General features: G+C 66.6%; 21 protein-coding genes and 4 tRNA genes. 14 read left to right on the top strand and 11 right to left on the bottom strand.

The genetic code is table 11. The features are described 5' to 3' along the window. Positions 1 to 48 precede the first annotated feature (48 nt). The 6 genes from AC5Y4N_RS02730 to pstB all read left to right on the top strand — a co-directional run bounded on the left by AC5Y4N_RS02730 (position 49) and on the right by pstB (position 5,762). Positions 49 to 828 (top strand): winged helix-turn-helix transcriptional regulator, encoded by a 780-nt coding sequence (locus AC5Y4N_RS02730; protein WP_499906854.1) that lies wholly within the window; start codon positions 49 to 51, stop codon positions 826 to 828. Beyond that, on the top strand, positions 825 to 1,718 hold the full coding sequence (gene mshD, locus AC5Y4N_RS02725; RefSeq protein WP_499906852.1) for a mycothiol synthase: 894 nt from the start codon (positions 825 to 827) through the stop codon (positions 1,716 to 1,718). Before AC5Y4N_RS02730 ends, mshD begins: the two co-directional genes overlap by 4 nt. A gap of 138 nt (positions 1,719 to 1,856) precedes the next feature. Next, positions 1,857 to 2,969, top strand: coding sequence for a phosphate ABC transporter substrate-binding protein PstS (gene pstS, locus AC5Y4N_RS02720; RefSeq protein ID WP_499907460.1), 1,113 nt, complete (start codon positions 1,857 to 1,859; stop codon positions 2,967 to 2,969). 66 nt (positions 2,970 to 3,035) lie between these two features. Next, on the top strand, positions 3,036 to 4,061 hold the full coding sequence (pstC, locus tag AC5Y4N_RS02715) for a phosphate ABC transporter permease subunit PstC (RefSeq protein ID WP_499906850.1): 1,026 nt from the start codon (positions 3,036 to 3,038) through the stop codon (positions 4,059 to 4,061). Then, complete coding sequence (gene pstA / locus AC5Y4N_RS02710; RefSeq protein ID WP_499906847.1) at positions 4,058 to 4,969, top strand: phosphate ABC transporter permease PstA; 912 nt, start codon at positions 4,058 to 4,060, stop codon at positions 4,967 to 4,969. Before pstC ends, pstA begins: the two co-directional genes overlap by 4 nt. A 16-nt stretch (positions 4,970 to 4,985) precedes the next feature. After that, positions 4,986 to 5,762, top strand: a complete 777-nt coding sequence (gene pstB / locus AC5Y4N_RS02705) for a phosphate ABC transporter ATP-binding protein PstB (protein WP_499906845.1) — start codon at positions 4,986 to 4,988, stop codon at positions 5,760 to 5,762. Positions 5,763 to 5,826: 64 nt separating this feature from the next. Here pstB and phoU read toward each other — a convergent pair whose 3' ends face one another. The 4 genes from phoU to AC5Y4N_RS02685 form a co-directional block, all read right to left on the bottom strand. Further along, on the bottom strand, positions 5,827 to 6,501 hold the full coding sequence (gene phoU, locus AC5Y4N_RS02700; RefSeq protein WP_499906843.1) for a phosphate signaling complex protein PhoU: 675 nt from the start codon (positions 6,499 to 6,501) through the stop codon (positions 5,827 to 5,829). A 67-nt stretch (positions 6,502 to 6,568) separates the two neighbouring features. Continuing rightward, positions 6,569 to 8,563: an LCP family protein gene (locus tag AC5Y4N_RS02695; RefSeq protein WP_499906841.1), complete on the bottom strand. Its 1,995-nt coding sequence runs from the start codon at positions 8,561 to 8,563 to the stop codon at positions 6,569 to 6,571. 193 nt (positions 8,564 to 8,756) lie between these two features. Then, the gene (gene dusB / locus AC5Y4N_RS02690; RefSeq protein WP_499906839.1) at positions 8,757 to 9,926 is read right to left on the bottom strand and encodes a tRNA dihydrouridine synthase DusB; all 1,170 of its coding nucleotides are present in this window, start codon (positions 9,924 to 9,926) and stop codon (positions 8,757 to 8,759) included. Between the two features lie 11 nt (positions 9,927 to 9,937). Further along, the gene (locus AC5Y4N_RS02685; RefSeq protein ID WP_499906837.1) at positions 9,938 to 10,936 is read right to left on the bottom strand and encodes an acyl-ACP desaturase; all 999 of its coding nucleotides are present in this window, start codon (positions 10,934 to 10,936) and stop codon (positions 9,938 to 9,940) included. A gap of 215 nt (positions 10,937 to 11,151) precedes the next feature. Between AC5Y4N_RS02685 and AC5Y4N_RS02680 the strand changes: the two genes are divergently transcribed. Then, positions 11,152 to 11,574, top strand: a complete 423-nt coding sequence (locus AC5Y4N_RS02680) for a PASTA domain-containing protein (RefSeq protein ID WP_499906835.1) — start codon at positions 11,152 to 11,154, stop codon at positions 11,572 to 11,574. 4 nt (positions 11,575 to 11,578) lie between these two features. Here AC5Y4N_RS02680 and AC5Y4N_RS02675 read toward each other — a convergent pair whose 3' ends face one another. Further along, the gene (locus AC5Y4N_RS02675) at positions 11,579 to 12,211 is read right to left on the bottom strand and encodes a TetR/AcrR family transcriptional regulator (RefSeq protein WP_499906833.1); all 633 of its coding nucleotides are present in this window, start codon (positions 12,209 to 12,211) and stop codon (positions 11,579 to 11,581) included. A 74-nt stretch (positions 12,212 to 12,285) separates the two neighbouring features. Between AC5Y4N_RS02675 and AC5Y4N_RS02670 the strand changes: the two genes are divergently transcribed. Together AC5Y4N_RS02670 and AC5Y4N_RS02665 are read left to right on the top strand one after the other, a co-directional pair. Next, entirely contained in the window at positions 12,286 to 13,296 is a 1,011-nt protein-coding gene (locus AC5Y4N_RS02670) for an oxygenase MpaB family protein (protein ID WP_499906831.1), read from the top strand. A 29-nt stretch (positions 13,297 to 13,325) separates the two neighbouring features. Then, positions 13,326 to 14,486, top strand: coding sequence for a serine/threonine-protein kinase (locus AC5Y4N_RS02665; RefSeq protein WP_499906829.1), 1,161 nt, complete (start codon positions 13,326 to 13,328; stop codon positions 14,484 to 14,486). 92 nt (positions 14,487 to 14,578) lie between these two features. On the opposite strand, the gene AC5Y4N_RS02660 is transcribed toward AC5Y4N_RS02665, so the two are convergent. Further along, the gene (locus AC5Y4N_RS02660; RefSeq protein ID WP_499906826.1) at positions 14,579 to 14,965 is read right to left on the bottom strand and encodes a hypothetical protein; all 387 of its coding nucleotides are present in this window, start codon (positions 14,963 to 14,965) and stop codon (positions 14,579 to 14,581) included. A gap of 219 nt (positions 14,966 to 15,184) precedes the next feature. Beyond that, positions 15,185 to 15,257 (bottom strand) — tRNA-Lys (locus AC5Y4N_RS02655). A gap of 119 nt (positions 15,258 to 15,376) precedes the next feature. On the opposite strand from AC5Y4N_RS02655, the gene AC5Y4N_RS02650 reads away from it, so the two are divergent. The 4 genes from AC5Y4N_RS02650 (at position 15,377) to AC5Y4N_RS02635 (ending at position 16,317) form a co-directional block, all read left to right on the top strand. Further along, positions 15,377 to 15,449 (top strand) — tRNA-Glu (locus AC5Y4N_RS02650). 35 nt (positions 15,450 to 15,484) lie between these two features. Continuing rightward, positions 15,485 to 15,561: transfer RNA gene (locus tag AC5Y4N_RS02645), tRNA-Asp, on the top strand. A gap of 30 nt (positions 15,562 to 15,591) precedes the next feature. Then, positions 15,592 to 15,665: transfer RNA gene (locus AC5Y4N_RS02640), tRNA-Phe, on the top strand. Positions 15,666 to 16,059: 394 nt separating this feature from the next. After that, positions 16,060 to 16,317: a hypothetical protein gene (locus tag AC5Y4N_RS02635; RefSeq protein ID WP_499906824.1), complete on the top strand. Its 258-nt coding sequence runs from the start codon at positions 16,060 to 16,062 to the stop codon at positions 16,315 to 16,317. 77 nt (positions 16,318 to 16,394) lie between these two features. Here the strand turns inward: AC5Y4N_RS02635 and AC5Y4N_RS02630 are convergent, their stop codons facing one another. The 3 genes from AC5Y4N_RS02630 to AC5Y4N_RS02620 are packed head-to-tail and all read right to left on the bottom strand — an operon-like array spanning position 16,395 to position 18,482. Then, positions 16,395 to 16,940: a chromate transporter gene (locus AC5Y4N_RS02630; RefSeq protein WP_499906822.1), complete on the bottom strand. Its 546-nt coding sequence runs from the start codon at positions 16,938 to 16,940 to the stop codon at positions 16,395 to 16,397. Further along, positions 16,937 to 17,500, bottom strand: coding sequence for a chromate transporter (locus tag AC5Y4N_RS02625; protein WP_499906820.1), 564 nt, complete (start codon positions 17,498 to 17,500; stop codon positions 16,937 to 16,939). The genes AC5Y4N_RS02630 and AC5Y4N_RS02625 overlap by 4 nt, the downstream gene beginning before the upstream one ends. After that, positions 17,493 to 18,482, bottom strand: a complete 990-nt coding sequence (locus AC5Y4N_RS02620) for a phospholipase D-like domain-containing protein (protein WP_499906818.1) — start codon at positions 18,480 to 18,482, stop codon at positions 17,493 to 17,495. The genes AC5Y4N_RS02625 and AC5Y4N_RS02620 overlap by 8 nt, the downstream gene beginning before the upstream one ends. 274 nt (positions 18,483 to 18,756) lie before the next feature. Between AC5Y4N_RS02620 and AC5Y4N_RS02615 the strand changes: the two genes are divergently transcribed. Further along, entirely contained in the window at positions 18,757 to 20,172 is a 1,416-nt protein-coding gene (locus AC5Y4N_RS02615; protein WP_499906816.1) for a PE-PPE domain-containing protein, read from the top strand. A gap of 302 nt (positions 20,173 to 20,474) precedes the next feature. On the opposite strand, the gene AC5Y4N_RS02610 is transcribed toward AC5Y4N_RS02615, so the two are convergent. Continuing rightward, positions 20,475 to 22,754, bottom strand: a complete 2,280-nt coding sequence (locus AC5Y4N_RS02610) for a prolyl oligopeptidase family serine peptidase (protein ID WP_499906813.1) — start codon at positions 22,752 to 22,754, stop codon at positions 20,475 to 20,477. Positions 22,755 to 22,763 lie beyond the last annotated feature (9 nt).

The following is a 22,763-nucleotide window of genomic DNA, read 5'->3' as shown; positions in this document are numbered from 1 at the left end:
TGATATCGCAGGTACGTCGAAGCGTCGTACACCCGCGCGCTGGAGGGTGTGTTGGATCTACTGCTACTCACTGCCGACCCGCATCCGGAGTCAGTGCTGCCGTCGTTGTCGCTGCTGCCGCACCACGTGCGCAGGGCGCCCAGCGAGGTGTCGTCGCTGCTGGAGGCGGGCAGTGCCGATGTGGCGATCGTCGACGCGCGCACCGACCTGGCTGCGGCGCGGGGACTGTGCCGGCTGCTGGGCACCACGGGAAGCTCGGTGCCGGTGGTCGCCGTAGTCAACGAAGGGGGTCTGGTCGCGGTCAATGTCGACTGGGGTCTCGACGACATCCTGCTGCCGGGCACCGGACCCGCCGAGATCGACGCGCGGCTGCGTCTGCTCGTCGGTCGCCGCGGCGGCGCAGCCAACCAGGAAAACGCCGGCAAGATCACGCTGGGCGAGTTGGTCATCGACGAAGGCACCTATACGGCACGGCTGCGCGGTCGGCCGCTCGACCTCACCTACAAGGAATTCGAGCTGCTGAAATACCTCGCGCAGCATGCCGGGCGCGTGTTCACCAGGGCTCAGCTGCTGCAAGAGGTGTGGGGCTACGACTTCTTCGGCGGCACACGCACGGTCGACGTCCACGTGCGGCGGCTACGGGCCAAGCTGGGCAGCGAACACGAGTCGCTGATCGGCACCGTACGCAACGTGGGCTACAAGGCGGTGCGTCCCGCCCGCGGCCGGCCGTCCGCTGAAGCTGACCTCGACGACGACGAGGAGGCCGAGTACGCTCCTGCGCCTGACGAGCTGGCCCGCCCGGTGTCCGACGCGCTGCGCACTCCGTGACCGAGCTCGGCTGGCGGACGAGCCTGTCGCCGGGCGACCAAGACCAGATACGCGACGTGGTTGCGGCGGCCACGCGCGAAGACGGCATCGCGCCGGTGGGCGAGCAGGTGCTGCGTGAATTGCCGCTGAGCCGGACCAAGCACCTGCTGGCCGCCGACGGCGACCGCGTCGTCGGCTACCTCAACCTCGCCCCGCGCACCGACACCGCCGAGCCGGTCGCCGAGTTGGTGGTGGCCCCCGATGCCCGGCGTCGCGGCGTCGGCGCGGCGCTGGTCAAAGCCGCGGTCGACGAGGCCGGTGCCACCACTCGGTTCTGGGCGCACGGCAACCTCGAGCCGGCCCGCGCAGCCGCTGCCGCGCTCGGCTTCACGCCCGTTCGCGAGCTATGGCAGATGAGCCGCCCACTGCGCGACCTGCCGCCGGCCACGGTTCCCGCGGGCGTGCAGGTGCGCACCTATCGCGGTGCCGACGATGACGGCGAGCTGCTGCGGGTCAACAACGCGGCCTTCGCGTGGCATCCCGAGCAGGGCGGCTGGACACCCGACCACCTCGCCGAGCGGCGGTCCGCATCCTGGTTCGACGCGCAGGGGCTGTTCCTGGCGTTCGACGAGCACACTCACAACTTGCTTGGTTTTCACTGGACCAAGGTGCATTCCGACCACCTGGGCGAGGTGTACGTGCTCGGGGTCGACCCCGACGCCCACAATCGCGGGCTGGGCACAGCGCTGACACTGATCGGGCTGCACCACCTCGCGGAGCGGCTGTCCGGTGCGCCTGAGCCGACGGTGATGCTCTACACGGAAGCCGACAACGCGGCCGCCGTGCGCACCTACCGGCGGCTCGGGTTCGAGGTCTCCGGCGTGGACACCGCCTACGCCCAAAGCCGGTAGTCGGCCCTATCCGCGGTGTTCACGGGCCTGTTCACCCTCCGTTCACGTGCCATGAGCCGTTCGTCTACCCCGGCCGCATACGTTGCCGGAGGTATCGGCGGCCGGTTCCGGCTTCGGCTCAGAAAGGGTCAACACACGGTGAAGCTCAACGGGTTCGGGAAGGCGTGTGCTGCGACGGCGTCAGCGGCCGTGATCGCCGCGCTGTCGCTGTCGGCATGCGGCAGCGACAACAACGCGGGCACGGCGTCGCCCGGCAACGGCGCGAAGCCCAATTGCGCCGGCAAGAATTCGCTGACAGCGGAGGGCTCCACCGCGCAGCAGAACGCGATCGGGGTCTTCAACCAGACGTGGGGCCAGGCCTGCCCCGGCAAGAACCTGTCCTACAACCCGACGGGCTCCGGGGCCGGCGTTGCGCAGTTCATCGCCAAGCAAGTCGACTTCGCCGGCTCCGATTCGCCGCTGGCCAAAGACCAGGTGGATTCGGCCGCCAAGCGCTGCGGCGGCAACCCCGCCTGGAACCTTCCGCTGGTCTTCGGCCCGGTCGCGCTGGCCTACAACCTGCCGGGCGTCGACAAGCTCGCTCTCAACGCCGACGTGATCGCGAAGATCTTCTCCGGTGTGGTGACCACGTGGAACGACCCGGCGATCGCCGCGCTCAACAGCGGGGTGTCGCTGCCCGACACCAAAATCACCGCGATCTACCGCTCGGATTCGTCGGGCACCACCGACAATTTCCAGAAGTACTTGACGACGGCCGCGCCCGAATCGTGGACCAAAGGCGCCGGCAAGGAGTTCCAGGGCGGTGCGGGCGAAGGCGCGCAGAAGTCCGCGGGAGTGGTCCAGGCGGTGCAGGCCACACCGGGCGGCATCGGCTACGTCGAGAAAGGCTTCGCCACGCAGGCGAATCTGCCGTACGCGCAGATCGACAGCGGTGGCGGCGCGGTGGCGCTGACCGACGAATCGGCCGGCAAGGCGATCGCCGGGGCCAAGTTTGCCTCCGACGGCAAAGACCTCGTCCTAGACCTGAACTCGCTGTACGGCTCGAAGGAGCCGGGCGCGTACCCGCTGGTGCTGGCCACCTACGAGATCGTCTGCTCCAAGGGCTACGACCCCGACACCGCCGCCGCGGTGAAGTCCTTCCTGACGGTCGCGGCCAACCAGGGTCAGTCAGCGCTGTCGTCGGCCGGCTACATTCCGCTGCCCGACGTGTTCAAGCAGCGATTGCAGCAATCGGTCGACGCGATCCAATAGCCGGTGTGGGCAAGCGGTGGGTCTGCTGTGAGAATGGAAGCCGAGGTCAACAGCGATAGTGTCGGCGTGTCAGAAATCAATCCACTGAATTCGGGTTCGGCTGAGGCCCTGGCCCAGCCGTTCGGTTCCCCGCCGCCGCCGTCGCTGGACCCGTCTCGGCACGCAAAAGTCCGGCTCGGCGATCGCGTGTTCCAGTGGCTGGCGCAGGGCTCCGGAATTCTCATCGTGGTGCTGATCGCCGCGATCGGGTTCTTCCTGCTGTGGCGCGCAATCCCCGCGTTGGCGCGCAACACCGAGAACTTCCTGCTCTACGGCGGTAACTGGGTGACCACCGACACGTCGGCGATGAAGTTCGGCGTGGCCGAACTGCTTCAGGTCACGGTGTTGGTCTCGTTGTTCGCACTGCTGTTGGCGATGCCGGTGGCTTTGGGCATCGCGATCTTCCTCACCCAGTACGCCCCGCGCCGCGTCGCCGGGCCGCTGGCCTACATGGTGGATCTGCTCGCGGCGGTGCCGTCGATCATCTACGGCGTGTGGGGCCTGTACGTGCTGGCGCCGCAGCTGCGGCCGCTGGCAGCGTGGCTGAACGAAAACCTCTCGTGGATAACGCTTTTCGCGACGGGTAATGCCTCGGTGGTCGGCGGCGGGACAATCTTCACCGCCGGCATCGTGCTTGCGGTGATGATTCTGCCGATCATCACCGCGGTTACTCGGGAGGTGTTCGTGCAGACCCCCACCGGGCAGATCGAAGCGGCGTTGGCGCTCGGCGCCACCCGGTGGGAGGTGGTGAAGACGACGGTGCTGCCGTTCGGCCGGTCCGGGTATGTCAGCGGCGCGATGCTCGGCCTCGGCCGGGCGCTCGGCGAGACGATCGCGTTGCTGATCATCCTGCGTGGCACCCAGGCCGCATTCCACTGGTCGCTCTTCGACGGCGGGTACACGTTCGCCAGCAAGATCGCCGCTGCCGCATCGGAATTCAACGACCAATACAAAGCCGGCGCCTACATCGCCGCGGGCCTGGTGCTGTTCGTCCTGACGTTCGTCGTCAATTCCCTTGCGCGAGCGGCTGTTACCGGAAAGAAGTCGACGTGACGACGCTCGACCGGCCGGTGAAGGTGCCGACGTTCCAAAGCGTCAGCCTGCGTCGTAAGGCCGCCAATTACCTTGCCGCCACGTTGGTCGCGCTCTCGATGGTCGTGGCACTGATACCGCTGATCTGGGTGCTCGTCGCTGTGGTGGTCAAGGGATTCGAGACCGTCGCATCCGCCGGCTGGTGGTGGCATTCGCAGGCGGGCATGACGGCGTTCACTCCCGGCGGGGGTGTCTACCACGCGGTCGTCGGCACCCTGCTGCAAGGTTTGGTGTGCGCGGCGATCTCGATCCCGGTCGGAATCTTCGTCGCCATCTATCTCGTCGAGTACGGCGGCGCAACGCGATTGGGCAAGCTGACCACGTTCATGGTCGACATCCTCACCGGCGTGCCGTCGATTGTCGCGGCATTGTTCGTCTACGCGTTGTGGGTGGCCACGCTGGGCTTTCAACGGTCCGGGTTTGCGGTGTCACTTGCATTGGTGCTCTTGATGATTCCGGTGATCGTGCGGGCCACCGAGGAGATGCTGCGGGTGGTGCCGATGGACCTGCGCGAGGCCAGCTACGCATTGGGCGTGCCGAAGTGGAAAACGATTGCCAGGATCGTGGTTCCGACCGCGCTGTCAGGCATCGTCACCGGCGTCATGCTGGCGTTGGCGCGGGTCATGGGCGAGACCGCGCCGCTGCTGATCCTGGTCGGTTACTCGCAGGCGATGAACTTCGACATGTTCCACGGGTTCATGGGCTCGCTGCCCGGGATGATGTACGACCAGACGTCCGCGGGTGCGGGCGCCAATCCGGTGCCCACCGACCGGCTCTGGGGCGCGGCGCTGACACTGATCCTGTTGATTGCCATACTGAATATCGGGGCGCGACTCGTCGCGAAGCTGTTTGCCCCGAAGAAGACCTAGGAGGACGGCACCGGCCATGGCCAAGCGTCTGGACCTCAAGGACGTCAACATCTACTACGGCTCGTTCCACGCCGTCGCTGACGTCTCGCTGTCGGTGCCGCCGCGCAGCGTCACCGCGTTCATCGGTCCGTCGGGCTGCGGCAAGTCGACGGTGTTGCGCACGCTCAACCGCATGCACGAGGTCATCCCCGGCGCCCGCGTCGAGGGCTCGGTGCTTCTCGACGGCGAGGACATCTACGGCCCCGGCGTCGACCCGGTCGGTGTGCGCAAGACCATTGGCATGGTCTTTCAACGCCCAAATCCGTTCCCTACCATGTCGATTCGTGACAACGTGGTGGCCGGGCTGAAGCTCCAGGGCGTGCGCAACCGCAAGACGCTGGACGAGGTCGCCGAACGTTCGCTCAAGGGGGCGAACCTGTGGAACGAGGTGAAGGACCGCCTCGACAAGCCCGGCGGTTCGTTGTCGGGCGGTCAGCAGCAGCGCCTGTGCATTGCGCGGGCGATCGCGGTGCAGCCCGACGTGCTGCTGATGGACGAGCCGTGCTCGGCGCTGGACCCCATCTCCACGCTGGCCATCGAGGACCTGATCGCCGAGTTGAAGCTGGATTTCACGATCGTGATCGTGACGCACAACATGCAGCAGGCGGCACGGGTGAGCGATCAGACGGCGTTTTTCAACCTCGAGGCCGCCGGAAAGCCGGGCCGGCTCATCGAGCTCGACGACACCGAGAAGATCTTCTCCAATCCGAGCCAGAAGGCGACGGAGGACTACATCTCCGGCCGCTTCGGCTGACCGCACGCGTTGAGTGTGCGTTCAGGGCGCTGAAGTGCGAGAGGTCCGCGTCCTCAACGCACACTCAATGTTGGGTCCCGGTGGGCAAGCCGTCCTCTTCCGGCAGCTTGCCGGTGGCCTGGAAGATCACACGCCGGCCGATTTCGACTGCGTGGTCGGCGAACCGCTCGTAGAACCGGCCCAGCAGCGTCACGTCTACCGCGGCGGCCACGCCGTGCTTCCACTCGCGGTCCATCAGCACGCTGAACAGATGACGGTGCAGGTCGTCCATCGCGTCGTCTTCTTCGCGTAGCCGGGCGGCCTTCTCCGGATCGCGCGACGCCACCACCTCTTGTGCGGCGTTACCCAATTCGACTGCGACACGGCCCATTTCGGCGAAGTAGCCGTTGACTTCCTCCGGCAGTGCATGCTGCGGATGGCGACGGCGAGCGATCTTGGCGACGTGCAGCGCGAGCGCGCCCATGCGGTCGACGTCAGCAACCATCTGAATGGAGCTGACGATCGCCCGCAAATCGCCGGCGACCGGGGCCTGCAGCGCTAACAGCACGAAAGCGGCCTCCTCGGCCCGCACGCTCAAGGCGCTGATCTGGTCGTGGTCGTCGATGACTTGTTCGGCCAGCACTAGATCGGCCTGCAGCAGCGCCTGGGTCGCACGTTCCATCGCGACACCGGCCATCCCGCACATCTCACCGAGTTGCGCGGTCAGTGCGTCGAGCTGCTCGTGGTAGGCCGTGCGCATGTTCCCACCCTACGTTCTGACATCTGTCGCGGTCACGAGCCGCGCATGAACACGCGGTGAACGGCCGTTACCGCTCGCAGCGGATATCGGCGGCGTTGGTGACGCTCAGGTCCTCGGGCAGCGGGGTGGGCGTGGTGTGGGCGTTGTGCGTCAGGTGCACCTGTACCGAGGACCCACTGGGCGGCGGCGCATTGACAGCGTTGAAGTCGTTGCCCAGCACCACCTGCACGACGTTGCCCATTCCCGTCTTCCGTTCCATCTGCGGGTGGGGGAACGCCGCGGCGACGGTGGCAGCCGCCTCTTCGTTGCCCGGCGAGAAGAACACCGTGGTGGACTCTAGCGAGCTGGGATAGTCGTCGGGGCTGAGGACTCGAAAACCGTGCTGCTCCAATTCATTTGCCGCGGTCGCGGCGAGCCCGTCTTGACCGGTGGAGTTGGAGACGTGCACGGTGACGCGTTGCGGCTCGGTGGTCACTGCGTCGACGAGCTCGCCGGTGTCGCGTGGGGCGGCTGCGGCCGGTGGGCTGCTGCTGGCGAGAACGGAGCTCGACCCACCGGTGGGGCCGGAGGTGGGGGTGGTGGTCTCGTTCTGGTTGTTCTCGCCCGGCAGCGGGTCGTCGTTGATGATCGCGTCGAACAGCGCGCGGTTGTCCTCGGTGCGCAGCGGTTCGTTGCCCTCGGAGTCGGTCTGGCCCGTCGGCACCGTGAGGAACGTGATCCGGCCGGCGGAGATGCCCTGGATCGACTGGCCGAGGTCGACGAGGTCCTTGGTCTGGACGTTGTCGACGTAGCTGTCGTTGATGAACGTGTTGACGACGTCGTTGAGCTTGTTGAGGTTGAAGAACACGTCGTTGGAGATCAGCGACCGCAGCAGCGACGACAGGAACAGCTGCTGGCGCTTGATGCGGCCGTAGTCGCCGTTGCTCTCGGTGGTGACCTGCCGCGCGCGGACGTAGTTCAGTGCGGTGCGGCCGTCAACGGTCTGCCACCCGGCCTTGGGCAGTACCGTGCCCAGCTCGTAGTCCTCCAGCGGGGTGGTGCTGCACACCTTCACGCCGCCGAGCGCGTCGACCATCTTCGCGAAGCCCGCGAAGTCGATCGCCATGAACCGGTTGATCGACAACCCCGAGAGCTTCTGGATCACCTTCACCAGGCACTTCGGCCCGCCGAACGAGTACGCCGAGTTCAGTTTGGTCTCGGTGTAGACCTGTCGCGGCCCGTATGTGCCGGACTGTTCGTCGTAGACGGGCCCGTACTTGCCGGTCTGCGGATCCCAGGCATCGCACAGCGTCGGCTTGATCGCGAGGTCACGCGGAAACGACACGGCCACAACGCGTTTGCGGCTGGCCGGGATGTTGACCAGCATCACCGTGTCCGAGCGGGCGCCGCCTGCCTCTTCGGTGTCGCCGGCGCCCATGTTGGCGTTCTCGCCGAACCGGCTGTCGACGCCGACGATGAGGAAGTTCTCGTCGCCGTACTGGGCGTTGGGGTCGACGACGTCATGCGAGTTGGGGTCCAGCGCCGAGATCAGGTTGAGCCGGTTGTCCTTGGAGGTGCTCCAGTGCCAGGCCGCTCCCGTCATCGCCAGCGCGGCGACGGACAGGATGGCGGCAGCAGCGCGGCCGGCCGTGGCCGCGGGTCGGCGGCGCCTTTTTCTGCGGTTCGGCTGCTCGGCGACAGCGTCGTCGTCTACTCGCGGCAGGACCACCGTGGCACGGGGTGGCCGCGCGACGGCGAGATCAGGGATCTCGGACGGCGGGACGGCCGGGATGGTCGCGGTGACCGCATCCTGCTCGTCGGGTGGTTGGGATCGGGGCTCGTCGCCGGCGCGGCGCCGCGACGTCCGCCGGCCGTTCGTCGTCGCGCCCACCTTGGCGAGAAGCTCGGCGACGGGCACGCCGTCGGCGTGGTTGCCGCTCGGAGCCTCGGATTTCAGAATTCCCGCGCGTTCCCACGGCGCGGCTAACGTCGCGGGCCGCGGAGTTCGGGTAAGCCAGTGACTGTCGTCGGAGCCGCCGGAACCGGGAGTGGCATCAGGAAAGATCCTGTCGCCATCACTCATGTGTTACCGGCCTCCGACCTACGAAATGGGTACAGCTCGGGCGCTACCGCGTGCTCACGGTGCGCGACGTATCTACACGCAGCACTATGTCTTGTAGCAGGCAAAGCCTTGCATCCGCCACCTGAGCGGGACGCAGCCCGGGCCTTATCGTACTGAGGCATGCTGAGCGCTGCGATTTCGGAACCGTCTCGGTTCAGCCTCCAGAGTGCATAAGCTCCGCGCCGGCCGGCACCGCGCAGTCGTCGGGATCCGACAGCCAGTTGTGCGGCAGCGCCACGGACGCCGGTGAGCCCTGCCGGCCGCGGGGTCCGGTCGCAGCGGCCGGGAACGGGACGTCGGGGTCCAGCTGCGCGAGCAGGCTGTCGAGCTCGGCGAGCGTCTTCACCAGGGCCAGCGCCCGCCTGAGCTCGGCGCCGGCCGGGAATCCGTGCAGGTACCAGGCGATGTGCTTGCGGATGTCGCGCATGCCCTTGTCTTCGCCGAAGTGAGCGGCCAGCAGCTCGCCGTGCCTCCGGATGATCTGCGCGACCTCGCCCAGCGTGGGCGGCGTCGGCGCCGTAGCGCCGGTCAGCGCGGCCGAGAGCTCCGCGAACAGCCATGGCCGGCCCAGGCAGCCGCGGCCGATCACCACGCCGTCGCAGCCCGTGGTGGCCATCATCGCGACGGCGTCGTCGGCGTCGAAGATGTCGCCGTTGCCCAGCACCGGGACCGAGCGGACGTGCTCCTTGAGCGCGGCGATCTGGCTCCAGTCGGCGGTGCCCGAGTACCGCTGGGCGGCCGTGCGGGCGTGCAGTGCCACGGCGGCGGCGCCTTCCTGCTCGGCGATCCGGCCGGCATCGAGATGCGTGGGGTGTGCGTCGTCGATCCCGATCCGGAACTTGACCGTCACGGGGATTCCGGCGTGTTCGGTGGCCCGCACCGCGGCGCCGACGATCCGCCCGAACAGCCGGCGCTTGAACGGCAGCGCGGCGCCGCCGCCGCGTCGGGTGACCTTGGGCACCGGGCAGCCGAAGTTCATGTCGATGTGGTCGGCCAGGCCCTCGTCGGCGATCATTCGCGCCGCCGCGAACGTGGTATCCGGGTCCACGCTGTACAGCTGCAGTGACCGCGGCTGTTCGTCGGGGGCGAACGTGATCATGTGCATGGTCGCCGGATGGCGTTCGACGAGCGCGCGGGCCGTCACCATCTCGCAGACGTAGAGCCCGCTGACGGTGCCCGCGCGGGCGATCTCCTGCTCGCGGCACAGCGTTCGGAAGGCGACATTGGTGACCCCGGCCATCGGCGCCAGCACCACCGGGCTGCGCAACGCGATGGGCCCGATCCGCAACGCCGCCGTGGGCGCTGGATGCTTTACGCCCTGCACTGGGCCATGCACTAGCCCCGAGCCGACGCCAGGACCCGCTTGGCGGTCAGCTTCTCGGCCCGGCGAGCCTCGCGCTCGAGCCGCCGGCGCTTGGACTCCTCGAACTTCTCGCAGGCCTCTTCCAGCTCCTCGACCAGCACACCGAGGTCGTCGCGCAGCTTGGCCGCCTCGCCGGTGAAGTCCTCGCGCTCGAAGATCCGCCACTTCTTGAGCACCGGCATCACGACGTCGTCGAGGTGCACGCGCGGGTCGTACACGCCGCCGACCGCGATGATCACGGCCTTGCGGCGGAACTCCGGCACGGTGTAGCCGGGCATCTTGAAGTTGCGCAGCACCCGGTGCAGCGACTTCATCGCCTGGTTCGGCGCGATCTCCAGACCGGCCTCGGACACGTCGCGGTAGAAGATCATGTGCAGGTTCTCGTCGGCCGAAACCCGTTGCAGCAGTTGGTCGGCGACGGTCTCGTTGCAGGCCTTGCCGGTGTTGCGGTGCGAGATGCGGGTGGCCAGCTCCTGGAACGTCACGTAGATGACGGAGTCGAAGAGGCTCTCGGCGAACAGGTCACCCTGCTGGTTCTGGCCCGGGCTGAACCCGCGGGTCATCTGCTCGACGCGAAGCTTCTCCAGCTCTACCGGGTCGACCGCGCGGGTGACGACGAGGTAGTCGCGCAGCGCGATGCCGTGCCGGTTCTCCTCGGCTGTCCAGCGGTTCACCCAGGTGCCCCAGGCGCCGTCCATGCCGAAGTTCATCGCGATCTCGCGGTGATACGACGGCAGGTTGTCCTCGGTCAGCAGGTTCTGGACCATCGCCACCTGGGCGACGTCTGACAGCTTGGCTTCCTCGGGATCCCAGTCGTGCCCGCCGAGCGCGTAGTAGTTCTTGCCGTCCGACCACGGGATGTAGTCGTGCGGGTTCCACTCTTTCGACATCGCCAGGTGACGGTTGAGAAGCTTCTCGACCACCGGCTCCAGCTCGTGCAGAAGGTGCAAGTCGGTGAGGTCTTGCGGCATGGGCGCTTTGTCCTCCTCGCGTCCGGGAGACCCTCCCAGTTATCTGTACCTATTGGTTGCACGCAATATATCTGTGTACGCCGGTGACATTCAAGCCACCGCGCCGTTCGGGGTAATGCGCGGCAGGGCGGCGGGCGATAATATCCGCGTGGGGCGTCTGCCCTGATGAGGCTGAATAAATCCCGCCGCAAGACGAATACCGGAGGTCGCCAGACGTGAGGAACCTCATTGTTGTCGGTGTAGGCGCCGTGGGGGTCGCCGGTGTGGCGATGGCCTTGCTGGGCCAGGGCCTGGCGAGCGCGGACACACTCAGCGACGTCACGGGTAAGTACTACGGGCAGGCCAAGGAAGTGCTGTCGCAGGCTGGGCTGACGCCGATCGTCGCGACGAGGGTGGGGGACAAAGCCGACGAAGACAAGTGCGTGATCGACCGAATCCAGCACGCCAACTTCGTCAACGGCACCGGCACCGCCGCGGAGAACACGGTGTACGTCTACCTCAACTGCTACGCGAATGTGGCGTCGCCGCAGCAGCCGGGCTACTCGCGGCAGTCGCAGCTCGGCCGGGCCGCGTATGAGGCCCAGCAACAGCAGCAGGCGCAGTCCGAGCAGAACGTCACCGCCGAGAACCAGCGCTAGACGCTCAGGTTGCCGACGAACGCTCCAGATAACTGGCCCGGCTCAGCAGCATCGCGACGCAGTAGTCGATGAACTGTTCGCGCGTGGCGGTCAGCCGGCCGTCCAAGTAAGCGGTGAAAAGAGCGGTCAGCGCGCCGATCAGCCCCGTCGCGACCATGTTCTGCAGCGCCGGATCGCTGATCGTGGTGAGCTTGCGCTGCAGCAGCTCGATGAAGCTGGGCATCCATTCCGCGCCGGAGCGCACGAGAACCGGCTCGACCTCGGGGGCCAGCAGCAGTACCCGGCCGCGGACCGGGTCGTCGACCATCAGCGCGACGAACCGCTCGACCGCTTCACGCGGGGTGGTGGCTGACATCAACGTCGCCATCGCACGCGCGCACACGTCGTCGTAGACGGCCCGCACGAATTGGTCTCTGTCCGAGAAGCTTTCGTAGAAATAGCGTTCGGTGAGCCCGGCTTCGCGGCACACCGCCCGCACGGTGAGTGCGGGTCCGTCGGCGCGGCCGAGCAACGTGACGCCCGCCGCCACGAGCTCGCCGCGGCGCAATGCCTGGCGGTCCTCGATCGGCACACCCGACCAGCGGCCGCGCCTGTCGCTCTTCGCGGGAACACGGGTCCCTCGTTGACCGGTCGGCACGGCTCTCCTAGACTCCACGATTGACAACGCACGTAGTCAGTTTTGGCTCCGGCCCTGATGGGGACTCGTCACCAGTGACTCAACATACGTCTGATGCTCGCGCGCTGACCAGCGAACCGGTTGCCGCCGGCTGTCCGGTGACCTCTGGTGGTTACGACGCGCCACCCGAACCGTTGGGTCCCGACTCGCTGACGTGGAAGTACTTCGGCGACTGGCGCGGCATGCTGCAGGGGCCGTGGGCCGGCTCGATGCAGAACATGCACCCGCAACTCGGCGCGGCCGTCGAGCAGCATTCGACCTTCCCGCGGGAGCCGTGGCCCCGAGTGCTGCGGTCGCTGTACCCGATCGGCGGCGTGGTGTTCGACGGCGACCGCGCGCCGCTCACCGGCGCCCAGGTACGCGACTACCACACCGAGATCAAGGGCGTCGACGCGAAAGGCCGCCGCTATCACGCGCTGAACCCTGACGTCTTCTACTGGGCGCACGCCACGTTCTTCATGGGCACCATCCATGTGGCCGAGCGGTTCTGTGGCGGCATCACCGAAGACGAGAAGCGCCAGCTGTTCGACGAGCACGTCACCTGGTACCGGATGTATGGCATGAGCATGCGTCCGGTGCCGAAGACCTGGGAGGAGTTCCAGGAGTATTGGGACTACATGTGCCGCGAGGTGCTGGAGGACAACAAGGCGACGCGGGACGTGCTCGACCTGGCGCACTATCCCAAACCTTGGTTCGCGAAATGGATTCCGGACTTCTTGTTCACTCCGCTACAGCGCCACATCGTCGCGCCGTTCATGGTGTGGCTGTGCGTGGGGCTGTACGACCAGCCGGTGCGTGACTTGCTGGGCTTCAGCTGGTCAGCCCGCGACGAATGGCTGCACCGGCGGTTCGGCGAACTTGTGCGGGTGGTGTTCTCGTTGCTGCCGCCGCGTCTGCGCAAGCACCCGCGGGCCCGGGCGGGCCTGGACCGCGCGGCGGGGCGGATACCGGCGGACGCACCATTGCCAGAAACGCCGGCGCGCAACCTGCCGCCGCTCGACGAGCGGCACAAGCCCACTCACTACTGCCCAGTCGCCGGGGTTTAGCCGGGCACCGTCCGGTTAACGTAGCCAGGGTGAAGGCCCCCGAGTTGCTCGGTGGCCGCTACGAGCTTCGTGGCGTGCTGGGTCGTGGCGGTATGGCGGAGGTCCGCGACGGCTGGGACACACGATTGGCCCGGCCGGTGGCGATCAAGCTGCTGCACCCCGCGATCGACGCGCAGGCGGACAATCGCCGCCGGTTCGAAGCCGAGGCGCGTGCGGCCGCTGCACTGGATTGCGCACACATCGTCGCGGTGCACGATACGGGCGAGCACAATGGCGTCCCGTTCATCGTCATGGAGCGGCTGACCGGGGAATCGTTGCACGACAAGATCGTGCGCGGCCCGCTGCCGCAGCCGCTGGTGTGCGCTGTGCTCGACGACGTGCTCGCTGCGCTGTCCGCCGCGCACGATGCGGGCATTCTGCATCGCGACATCAAGCCCGCCAACATCTTGTTCACTTCCTCGGGCGAGGCGAAGGTCAGCGACTTCGGGATCGCGAAGACGGCGGGAAGCACCAACTTCACGGCAGCCGGCCAAGTGTTCGGCACGATGGCGTACCTCAGCCCCGACCGGGTGCTCGGCAGGCCGGCCACCGCCGCTGACGACGTCTATGCCGTGGGCGTGGTGGGATACGAGGCGCTGACGGGCCGCCGGCCGTTCATGCAGGAGAACATCGCAGCGCTGGCGCAAGCGATTCTGCATGAGCAGCCGCCACCGCTGTTGATGCTGCGTCCGGACGTGAGCCCGGCGCTAGCCGCGGTGATCGAGCGGGCGATGGCGCGCGATCCGGCTCTGCGCTTCCCGAATGCGCGGGCGATGCGTGCTGCGCTCAACGGCCAGCCGCCGCCCATGCCGGCTGGCCGCCCGGGCACTCGGGTGATGACCACGCCGGTGCCCGTGGCGATACCGCCGCCGATGCCGACAGTCGGACCTCCGAGCCGACGGGGGCTGCTGCTGGTGCTCGGTTTGGTGTTCGCCACTCTGGTACTCGGTGTGATTTTGCTCGCAGTGGACTCGGGCGGAACGCCGCAGCCCCAGCCCGTCACCACCAGCACGACGGTGCCGGCGCCACCGCCACCGAGCACTCCTGCGATGACGTCGCCGCCGTCGTCGATCGTGCTTCCGCCAGTGCCGCCGAAGGTGCCGCCAGGGCACAACAAGCCGGGCAAGAAGGGCAATAGCGAGAGCGACTAGACGGCTGCGCGGACACTAATCGTGAGCTTCAAAAGCGTTGTCGGAGAACCTGATTCGTCGGCTCAGGATCGATGGCGACAACCCGATGCGTTTTACTTCGTGGACGAGGAGGTTCCCGCGGTCGAATTCGCAGACGACCCGGTGCCGGTTGACGGTGTCTTGGCGCCGGTCACGCTGCTCGACGTTGCGGTCTGCGAGCTCGGGGCGATGTCGATTCCGGTGTATTGCTTGATGGTTTGGGCGAACGCGTTCTGATATCCCTGGACCGTGTCGGCCGGGAAATTCGCCCAGTTGTTGATGGTCTTCGGCACGAACTTCGCGTAGTTATTGGGCGTGTCCAGCCAGAAGGGCCCGTCTCCTGTGAAGCACGGCTCGTGGCTGCTGTCGTCGCATGTGGCGGACGCGGGTGCAGCAAGTGCGAAGCCTAGGCTGGCGAACCCGGCCACAGCGGCAGCGGTCAAGGTGACGCGAATCTTCATCGTGTTCCTTCGGGAACTTTCGGCGCCCTCGAGCGACGGCGCCGAGTGTTACGGCCTTGGTGGCTGCCCGCGACCTCATCGTGACGGACATCGAGGAGTTTATCGCGTCTCGGCGGATCCGCCACCGCTTTCAGGAGTTTCCCAGCAAATCGCATTAGCCAGGGACCGTCCGTCGAACCAAGGCCTTCGCAGCGTGCGGCAAACGCCTGGACTCTTCAGTGCCCCCACTAGGACTCGAACCTAGGACCTGCGGATTAAAAGTCCGTAGCTCTACCAACTGAGCTATAGGGGCGCGACCAAAAAGGATACTGCGTCGCGACGGGGAAGCGCGTTTGAGGATTGGCCTTGGCGTGCCCTAAGCTAGCGAGGCTCCAACACGAGCGTTGCGAGTCCCCCGGAGCGATTCGGCAGGCCCCCTTCGTCTAGCGGCCTAGGACGCCGCCCTTTCAAGGCGGTAGCGCGGGTTCGAATCCCGTAGGGGGTACGCGTGGCGACCGTAGGATGGAGTCACACAAGCAAGGCCCTGTGGCGCAGTTGGTTAGCGCGCCGCCCTGTCACGGCGGAGGTCGCGGGTTCAAGTCCCGTCAGGGTCGCCATCACCGCGAGGCACGAGCTCGGTGCCTTCCGGCCAGGTAGCTCAGTCGGTATGAGCGTCCGCCTGAAAAGCGGAAGGTCGCCGGTTCGATCCCGGCCCTGGCCACATCGAACGGGCTACCATCACGCTTTCTTCCGCTCGCTTCCGTTCTCGTCGTCTGCGCCGATCATTACGTGAACTCGAGCGACTTCGATATCTCCTCCCTCCGACTCATGCCAGCACTCGGATCAGCGGGACTCCGCGAAGCAAGTGCGCGCAATTTGTCGGTGGGCATCTGCATCATCGGCTCCCCAGGCACCCACATTGCTGTCGAGCTTTCGTGATTCATGCTGAAGGCCAAGCTGGACCGCACGCCGATCATCCGGTGGGATTACGACCGCGATGTCAGGAGTAAACCAAGGTCACACGTCCAGATCACCGCGCACCGCGCGCGCTCTCACATCTGTTGTCAAGGCTTGAGCACAAGTCGCCGCACAGCATCGAGTCGCTGCACTTCCCGATGGGCGGCGAGCGATTTCGTCCGTGTCTGGAAGACACCATCGAGTTTCTGATCAGAGACTGCGGCTTCCAAGGCACCGACGGCTGGGAAGAGGTCATTCACGCGGGCCGCCCGAGATGGCGGCGCATTCAGACGCGGGCAGTGGTGCGTGATGCACCAGCTGAGGCGATCGCGGAGCTTACCGCCCTCGGCTATTCGGTATCCCTTCCGGCCGACGGCGAAAGGCCTGAAAGAACCGGCCGTTTGATCGCCTGGTGACGCGAACCCAGCAGGACACCTAGGACGAAGGAACCCGATGCGCTGGCGGATTGGCGGATTCATCCTCCTGCAAAGAGCTACACCACGCCGAGGTAACCGATTCCGCCGGCCGCGGCTACCACGATCAGCGGGTTCGTCTTGGTGAACACGAAGATCGCCGTGCACACGCCCGTCAACAGATAAGCGCGCCAGTCGTGGTCGGCGGCGCGGCTCATCACCAACGACGTGGCCAGGATCAGCCCGACCGTGAGCGGCGGGAAACCCTTCTCGACCGCGTATCGCAACCGCGATTTCTCCGCCTTCTGCCAGAACTGGGTGATCACGTAGACGAGGATCGCCGCGGGCAACACCATCGCCACGGTGGCGACCAGCCCGCCAATCACTCCGCCGAGCACCCCAGCCGTGGACAGCCCGGCGGAATAGCCCACAAGCGCGACGATCAGGATGCTGGGGCCCGGCGCCGCCTGCGAGATCGAAAAGATGTCGGCGAACTGAGAGTTAGTGAGCCAATGGTTGCCGTTCACCGCACGGATGTGCATCTCGGGCAAAACCGCGTTGCCGCCGCCGATCGACATCAGCGACAACGAACCAAAGAGCATGACCAGATCAAGGTAGGTCTTCACGCGGCCTGCTTCCTCGGCCACGCCCACAGCAGACTCAGCGGCGCCACGATTGCCAGCGTCTCCAGCAGCGGCCAGCGTAGCACGCCGTTGAGCGCAAAAGCCGTGGCGCACAATAGAATTGGCGCCACGCCGGTCAAGCACTTCTTGCCGGTCTTGATCACCATGGCTACGGTCAGCGCCACCGCTGCCGCCGATGCCCCGTGCAGAACACCCTTGACCGCCGGAATTTCCTTGAATCGGAAGTACACGAACGCCATCACCAAGATGAGCGCTACAGGCATCAGGCACAGGCCCAGCAACGCCGCAATGGCGCCGGACACACCGCCCATCTTGGTGCCGACGAACACCGCCATGTTGACTTGGTTGGCGCCGGGCAGGATGCGGCACATCGTCATGGCACTGAGAAATTCCTCTTCGGCCAGCCAGTGCCTTTCGACCACCAGGACTTCGCGCGACCACGCGGAGAGTCCGCCGCCGAACGAGGCAAGCGCAATGTGGTTGAACGTCAACGCAATTTCGGTCAGTGAAACCTTCTCGCGAGCCGGCTCGACCTCACTCATGAATCAGGTCCTGGTCGTGCGGAAAGTCGTCCTCGGTATGCGGCATTGCGTCGAGGGGATCTGGCGGTTCGTAGTGGTGGGACAGCTCCCAATCCGCATCGAACACATTTTTCAACCGCGCGACGACGGTCGGGTCGCCGATTTCGATGCCCAGTTCGCGCCGCAGGTCGAAGGCGCTGCGGTCGATGTTCATCGAGCCCACCAACGCACGCTCGCCGTCGGCGATCAGTAGCTTGGCGTGCACGCGCAGGTTCTTTTGTTTGTGCACCTTGACCCCGAAGCGCCGCAACGTACGAAGTGACGCGAACGTGTCGAGGATGTCCCACTCGCTGATGCCGTGTTTGCCGCCGCACAGCACATGGACCTTCACGCCACGGTGCGCCGCGGCGGCGAGGTGGTCGAGGATCACCGCGTCGACGTACTTCGGATGCTGCACGTCCAGCCGGTGTCGAGCGGTGTCGATGAATCGGGCCATGTGGTAACGAGAATTCGCGTTACTCCACAGCAGCCCTTCGTAATTCGTCGGCATCCAGTCGCGGTGTTCCCAGTCGGCGTCGAAAACTTCCACGATCTGCGCGACGTGCGCAGGATCGTTGGTGATGATGCCGTAGTCCCGGGTGAGCGTGAAGTACTTGGTCATCAGATTGAACGTGGCGACCAGCGCGGCCGCGTTGTCGACGACGATCGACTTCTCATGTGTCACATAGAATTTCGGATTCGACCACTGGACGGCGACCCCGGTCTCTTGTAACTGTTGGTAGGTCTCGTCGTTGGCGCGGTCGCCACTCGAACGCTTCGGGTTGAGCATGACGCGCACGTCCACGCCGGCGTTGCTACGGTCGATGACTGCCTGTAGCAGGCTCTGCTCGGTGAACGTGAATTGTTTCACCAGAAGCGATGTCGTGGCCGTGGCGATGAACTCGCGGACCGGGTCGATGCCATCGTCGGGCTCCACGATCAAGCGTGGCGGAGACGGCGGCATAAGGTTCGAAGGCTACCACCACATTCGCGCGCAGACGGGTATGAAACGTGGCGCCGCGGGCGCGGCGGCCGGCAGTGCGAGCGCTGGCCGGTGACAGGCGTCGAGAGGTGGCGCCGGGGCTGCCGGGAGCGTGCCGCAAGACCGCGGAAATTAATTTGCTGGACAGCTGAGGATTTGTTAGCTGAGTGTTAGGCTCGGCCCAGTTCGGCGTCCCCGCTGCGACTTGTCAGCGCTTCGCGACGTCACTCGTCTACACAGTCAAGGAGCGGCTCAGATGGCCGGTAAGCATCATCGCAAGTCCCGTCGGATTCGCTGCGCCGCTCGGCGGCGCCTTGCTCCGGGACTTGCGGCCGCCGCGCTCAGCGCCACCAGTCTGACGACCGCGCTGACTACGGGCACGACGGTGACCGTGGCGCCGCAGATCGAACTCACCGCGTTGATCACGCCGGCCAACTCGACAGCGCAGATCTTCGCCAGCGCTGACTACTACAACCGCGACTGGTCGAGCTACGGCACTCAGCAAGTGGTCCCGTTCTTCCTGGGGCCGAACGGCATCGCCACCGCGATCCACGACAACGACAATGATCCCCGCAGGATCGTCGTGCTCTCCTCGGGCTGGGGCGCCGGCCAGACCGGCACGGCGCTGGGCATCCTCAAGCAGCGCAACGATTCCGCCCTCGACGACATCGACCTGGTGGTGCTGGACAACAACACCAACCGCGCCGGCGGTGGATTCTGGACCACGTACTCGGCGTTCGCGCCGCTCCTGCTGACCTCCGGCGCACCAACACCGTCGAACACGGGCATCCCCGTGCTCGACGTGGCCTACGAGTACAACATCAACTCGGACGCACCAACCAACCCGCTGAACCCCTTCGCCGACGCCAACAGCTTGGTCGCCTACGTCTGGGGCTACGGCGGCCAAGCCACCGCGCCGGTGCCGGACGCAATCATCGCCGAGGCGCAGAACCCGACGGGGCCGCACTACCACTACATCCTGAACGAAGACGGTTCGCTGGCACAGGATCCCATTGCGTTGCCGGGAAGCTCGACGACGTTCGTGACGTTCAAGTCCGACCATCTGCCATTGGTCAAGCCGCTGCTGCTCATTCCGGGCGGCAACGTGCTCGCCGCCGCGGTCGAGCCGACGCTGACCGAGCTCGTCAACGCCGGATACAAAGACAACCAACCGATTCCCACCGACCCCACCCAGACCCGGCCGATGAACGTGTTGTCGTTCTCCGAAACCGCTACCGCGGCGCGCAATCTTCCCGGAGCGGTCGTCCAAGGCGTGCAAGGCAGTGTGCAGGCGGCGAAGGATGACATCGACGACTCGAGCAACCTGGTCACGATCCCGCTGGATAATCTGCCGGGACCGGTCGCCTCGGCCGTCGACGGATCGCGGAGCAACTCGCAGACCTCGACGCTCGCCGCGTCCAATCCCAATGCGAACTCGGCCTCGACGGCTCCGTTCTCCATCGACAAGAAGCTCTCGCTGAGCTCCGGCGGCACCAAGCCCGCCGACGGAACGTCGAAGGATGCGAAGAACCCCGTCCGGCAGGTGATCGGCAACGTGAAGTCGGCGCTTGGCGGTCTCGGTGACAGCCTGACCCGCGGCGCCAAGAAGCCCACCAATTCCGGGACCTCTGGGTCGTCGACGGCCACCGGATCCCCCGCGGGCTCGCACTGAGTGGCTGACGGTTAGCCGAAATCACGGCTCGATGTCGGTTGTCTTTCGCTTGTGCGGGCAAACGCCGCGGCGGGCTTCACCACCGGCTCTCGAGGCGCACACTCCCTGTTGGCTGCAACTGCACAGACCACCGGGAGCGACCACATGCACACCGACGCACAACACGCCGGCCGTGAAGAGCGCCGCGCACAGCTCGAACAGCGACGCGCTCAAGTCGCACACCACATGCGCCGTCTCGCAATCGAATTGGCAGACCTAGACCGGCAGATCGACGAGCTCGAACAGTCGCCGCCCTGATCTTGTCACGCTGTGACGGGCTGCGCCTGCGCCGCCGTCAGCGTGATCCGGTGCCGTCCCGGCGGCACCATCACCGTCGTCGGCCCTGCGGGCACGCCGTCAAGCTCCACGCCCGTCGCGGCCGGCAGTGCGGCGAGGGTGAGCTGTGCGCCGGTGTCGGTCACTACCGCAATCGTGGATCTCGGCAGTGTGGCCAGCCCTGCCCGGCCGATGTCGACAGTGAACGCCGCGACGCCGGCCAGCGTCAGGGTCAGGTAGGGCAGCGCGGCAGCCGGTGGCCCTTCGTACCACGTCAATTCGGTGTAAAGGCCGGGCGTGGGGTCGAAATGAGGTAGGAAGCCTCGTCGGCGCCGCGTGGTCCGGGTGCGGTCGGGCCGAGCGTAGGAGCGGGCGTCCACCTCCGCGATCGCACCGGGCGTTGCCGCGACCTCAGGCGCGGCGGTCAAGTCCGAGATCCACCAAACACGGTGGGGCCCAATGCCGAGATCGCGCCGGACCAATTGCGGATACCACGCGAACGTGATGTGTCCTGGATCGGCTTGGCGCAGGCCGGTTGTCATGTGCGCGACAGGGTCGTCGAACTTGTCCTTGAACAAGAACGCGATGTGGTCTTCGAACGGGTAGACGGTGAATCGGTAGCGGTAGCCGAGCCGGTCCAGCTCGAGCACTTGCTCGGCCGCTGAGGGAAACGGCACCAGCTCGTCGACCAGCCCGTGGCAGACGACGAACGGCAGCCAGCGGGCATTGACGAGCAGCCGCCAGGTGTCGCCTTCGCGCGCACAGTGCGAGTGCGGGTCGAAGTCGGCCGGGATATCGGTGCCGGGCCACAGCCGCACACCGCAGGTCGGCGGACCGGCCAGCACCACCGCCTGCGAGAACACCTCCGGATATGACAGCGCGAACTTGTAGGTGCCGTAGCCGCCCATCGAGTAGCCGGCGACGACGGTGCGGTTGGGGTCGGCGCCGAGTTGTTCGGCCACGCGGGCCCACACTTCCCAGACGTCGAGTTCGCCTTCGTCGAAGTACCAGCACGACGGACCGCGTGCCAGCGGCGTCACTACCACCGAACCGCGCCCGTCGCACAGCTCGTGCAGAAGGCGCGGGTCAATCGCGGCGAATTGGCTCTGGCCGAGCGCCAGCGAGTGCAGCAGCAGAGTCAGCGGCAGGACCTGGCCGGGGGCGTAGGTGGCCGGCAGGCACACCGAGTACGGCTGGACGCGGCCCAAGAACAGCGGCTTGGTGCTCAGCGTCAGCAGGTTGGTGTCGGCGACACCCTGCCCGAGCTCAACCGAGGACACGTACCAGCGGGTGGTGGTGCCGGTGATCACCGGTTCCGGCGTGCTGGTGCGGGCCGCCAGCCGATCCCATGGGACGGCCAGCGCAAACTGCGACACGTCGCCGTCGGTGAGCGCGGCCGCCTGCGCTTCGTCGGACCAGAAATTGAGGTGTGTCTTCTCCTGCTCGTGGGTGCGGAATGCGACGTTGTACACGTTGGGCTGGCCCGGCAGCGCGCCATGATCGGCCGTGACGTCGGCGAACTGGTCACCGGCGGCATTGGCCAGTCCGGCCGCCAGCCGCACTGTCCAGGTGCCGCTCGGCATCAGCAGCGAGCGCGGCACCCGAGCCAGAAACGATCGCGACTGCATGTCGACCATGTGCGCGACCGGAGTCGACTCGTGCGTCACCAGGTCGATCAGCAGCGCGCCGGTCCCGGAGATCAGCAGCGCCCGGTCGATGCCGGCCGAGCGGATTCCGGCGCCGGCCGGCCAGGCGTCGTCGGCTACTCGTGTCCGGTCGGTGTCCATGGTGAACAGGGCAATCGGCACGGACGCGTCGACCACCGTGTTCCAGTCCACCCGCCACCACGTGTCGGTGTCCGTGAGCCCGATCGCGGCCCGAAAGATGTCGGCGCCGTTGCGGGCCGCCGGTCCCTCCGGATAGATGTACGTGCCCCGCGGCGGCACGATCAGTCCGCTGGACGGGATGTTCAGCGGCAAGCCGGTGGCGCCATGGTCGTCGTAGATGAAATCGGTCCACAGCAGTGCGCCGCCGGCCAGCCGGCCGGTGCCGCAGGTGCGAGGGAAGTCCTCGCCGAACGGCCATTCTGCGGGAGCGGGAAGCTTCGGCTCGGGCCTCAGCGCCGCCGGCGGCACCCCCTCTGGCATGCCACCGACCACCACGAGGTCGTCGGCCGACGGCGCTGCGGCCGCGACCGCGCCCGCCACCGCGCCGACCACCCGGCGTGCGACCCGCCACGGCAGAAACGCCATGCCCAGCAATCCCATGACCCGACC

The organism is Mycobacterium sp. NGS19 (assembly GCF_059813155.1).
This window is presented reverse-complemented; position numbering and strand designations above follow the sequence as displayed.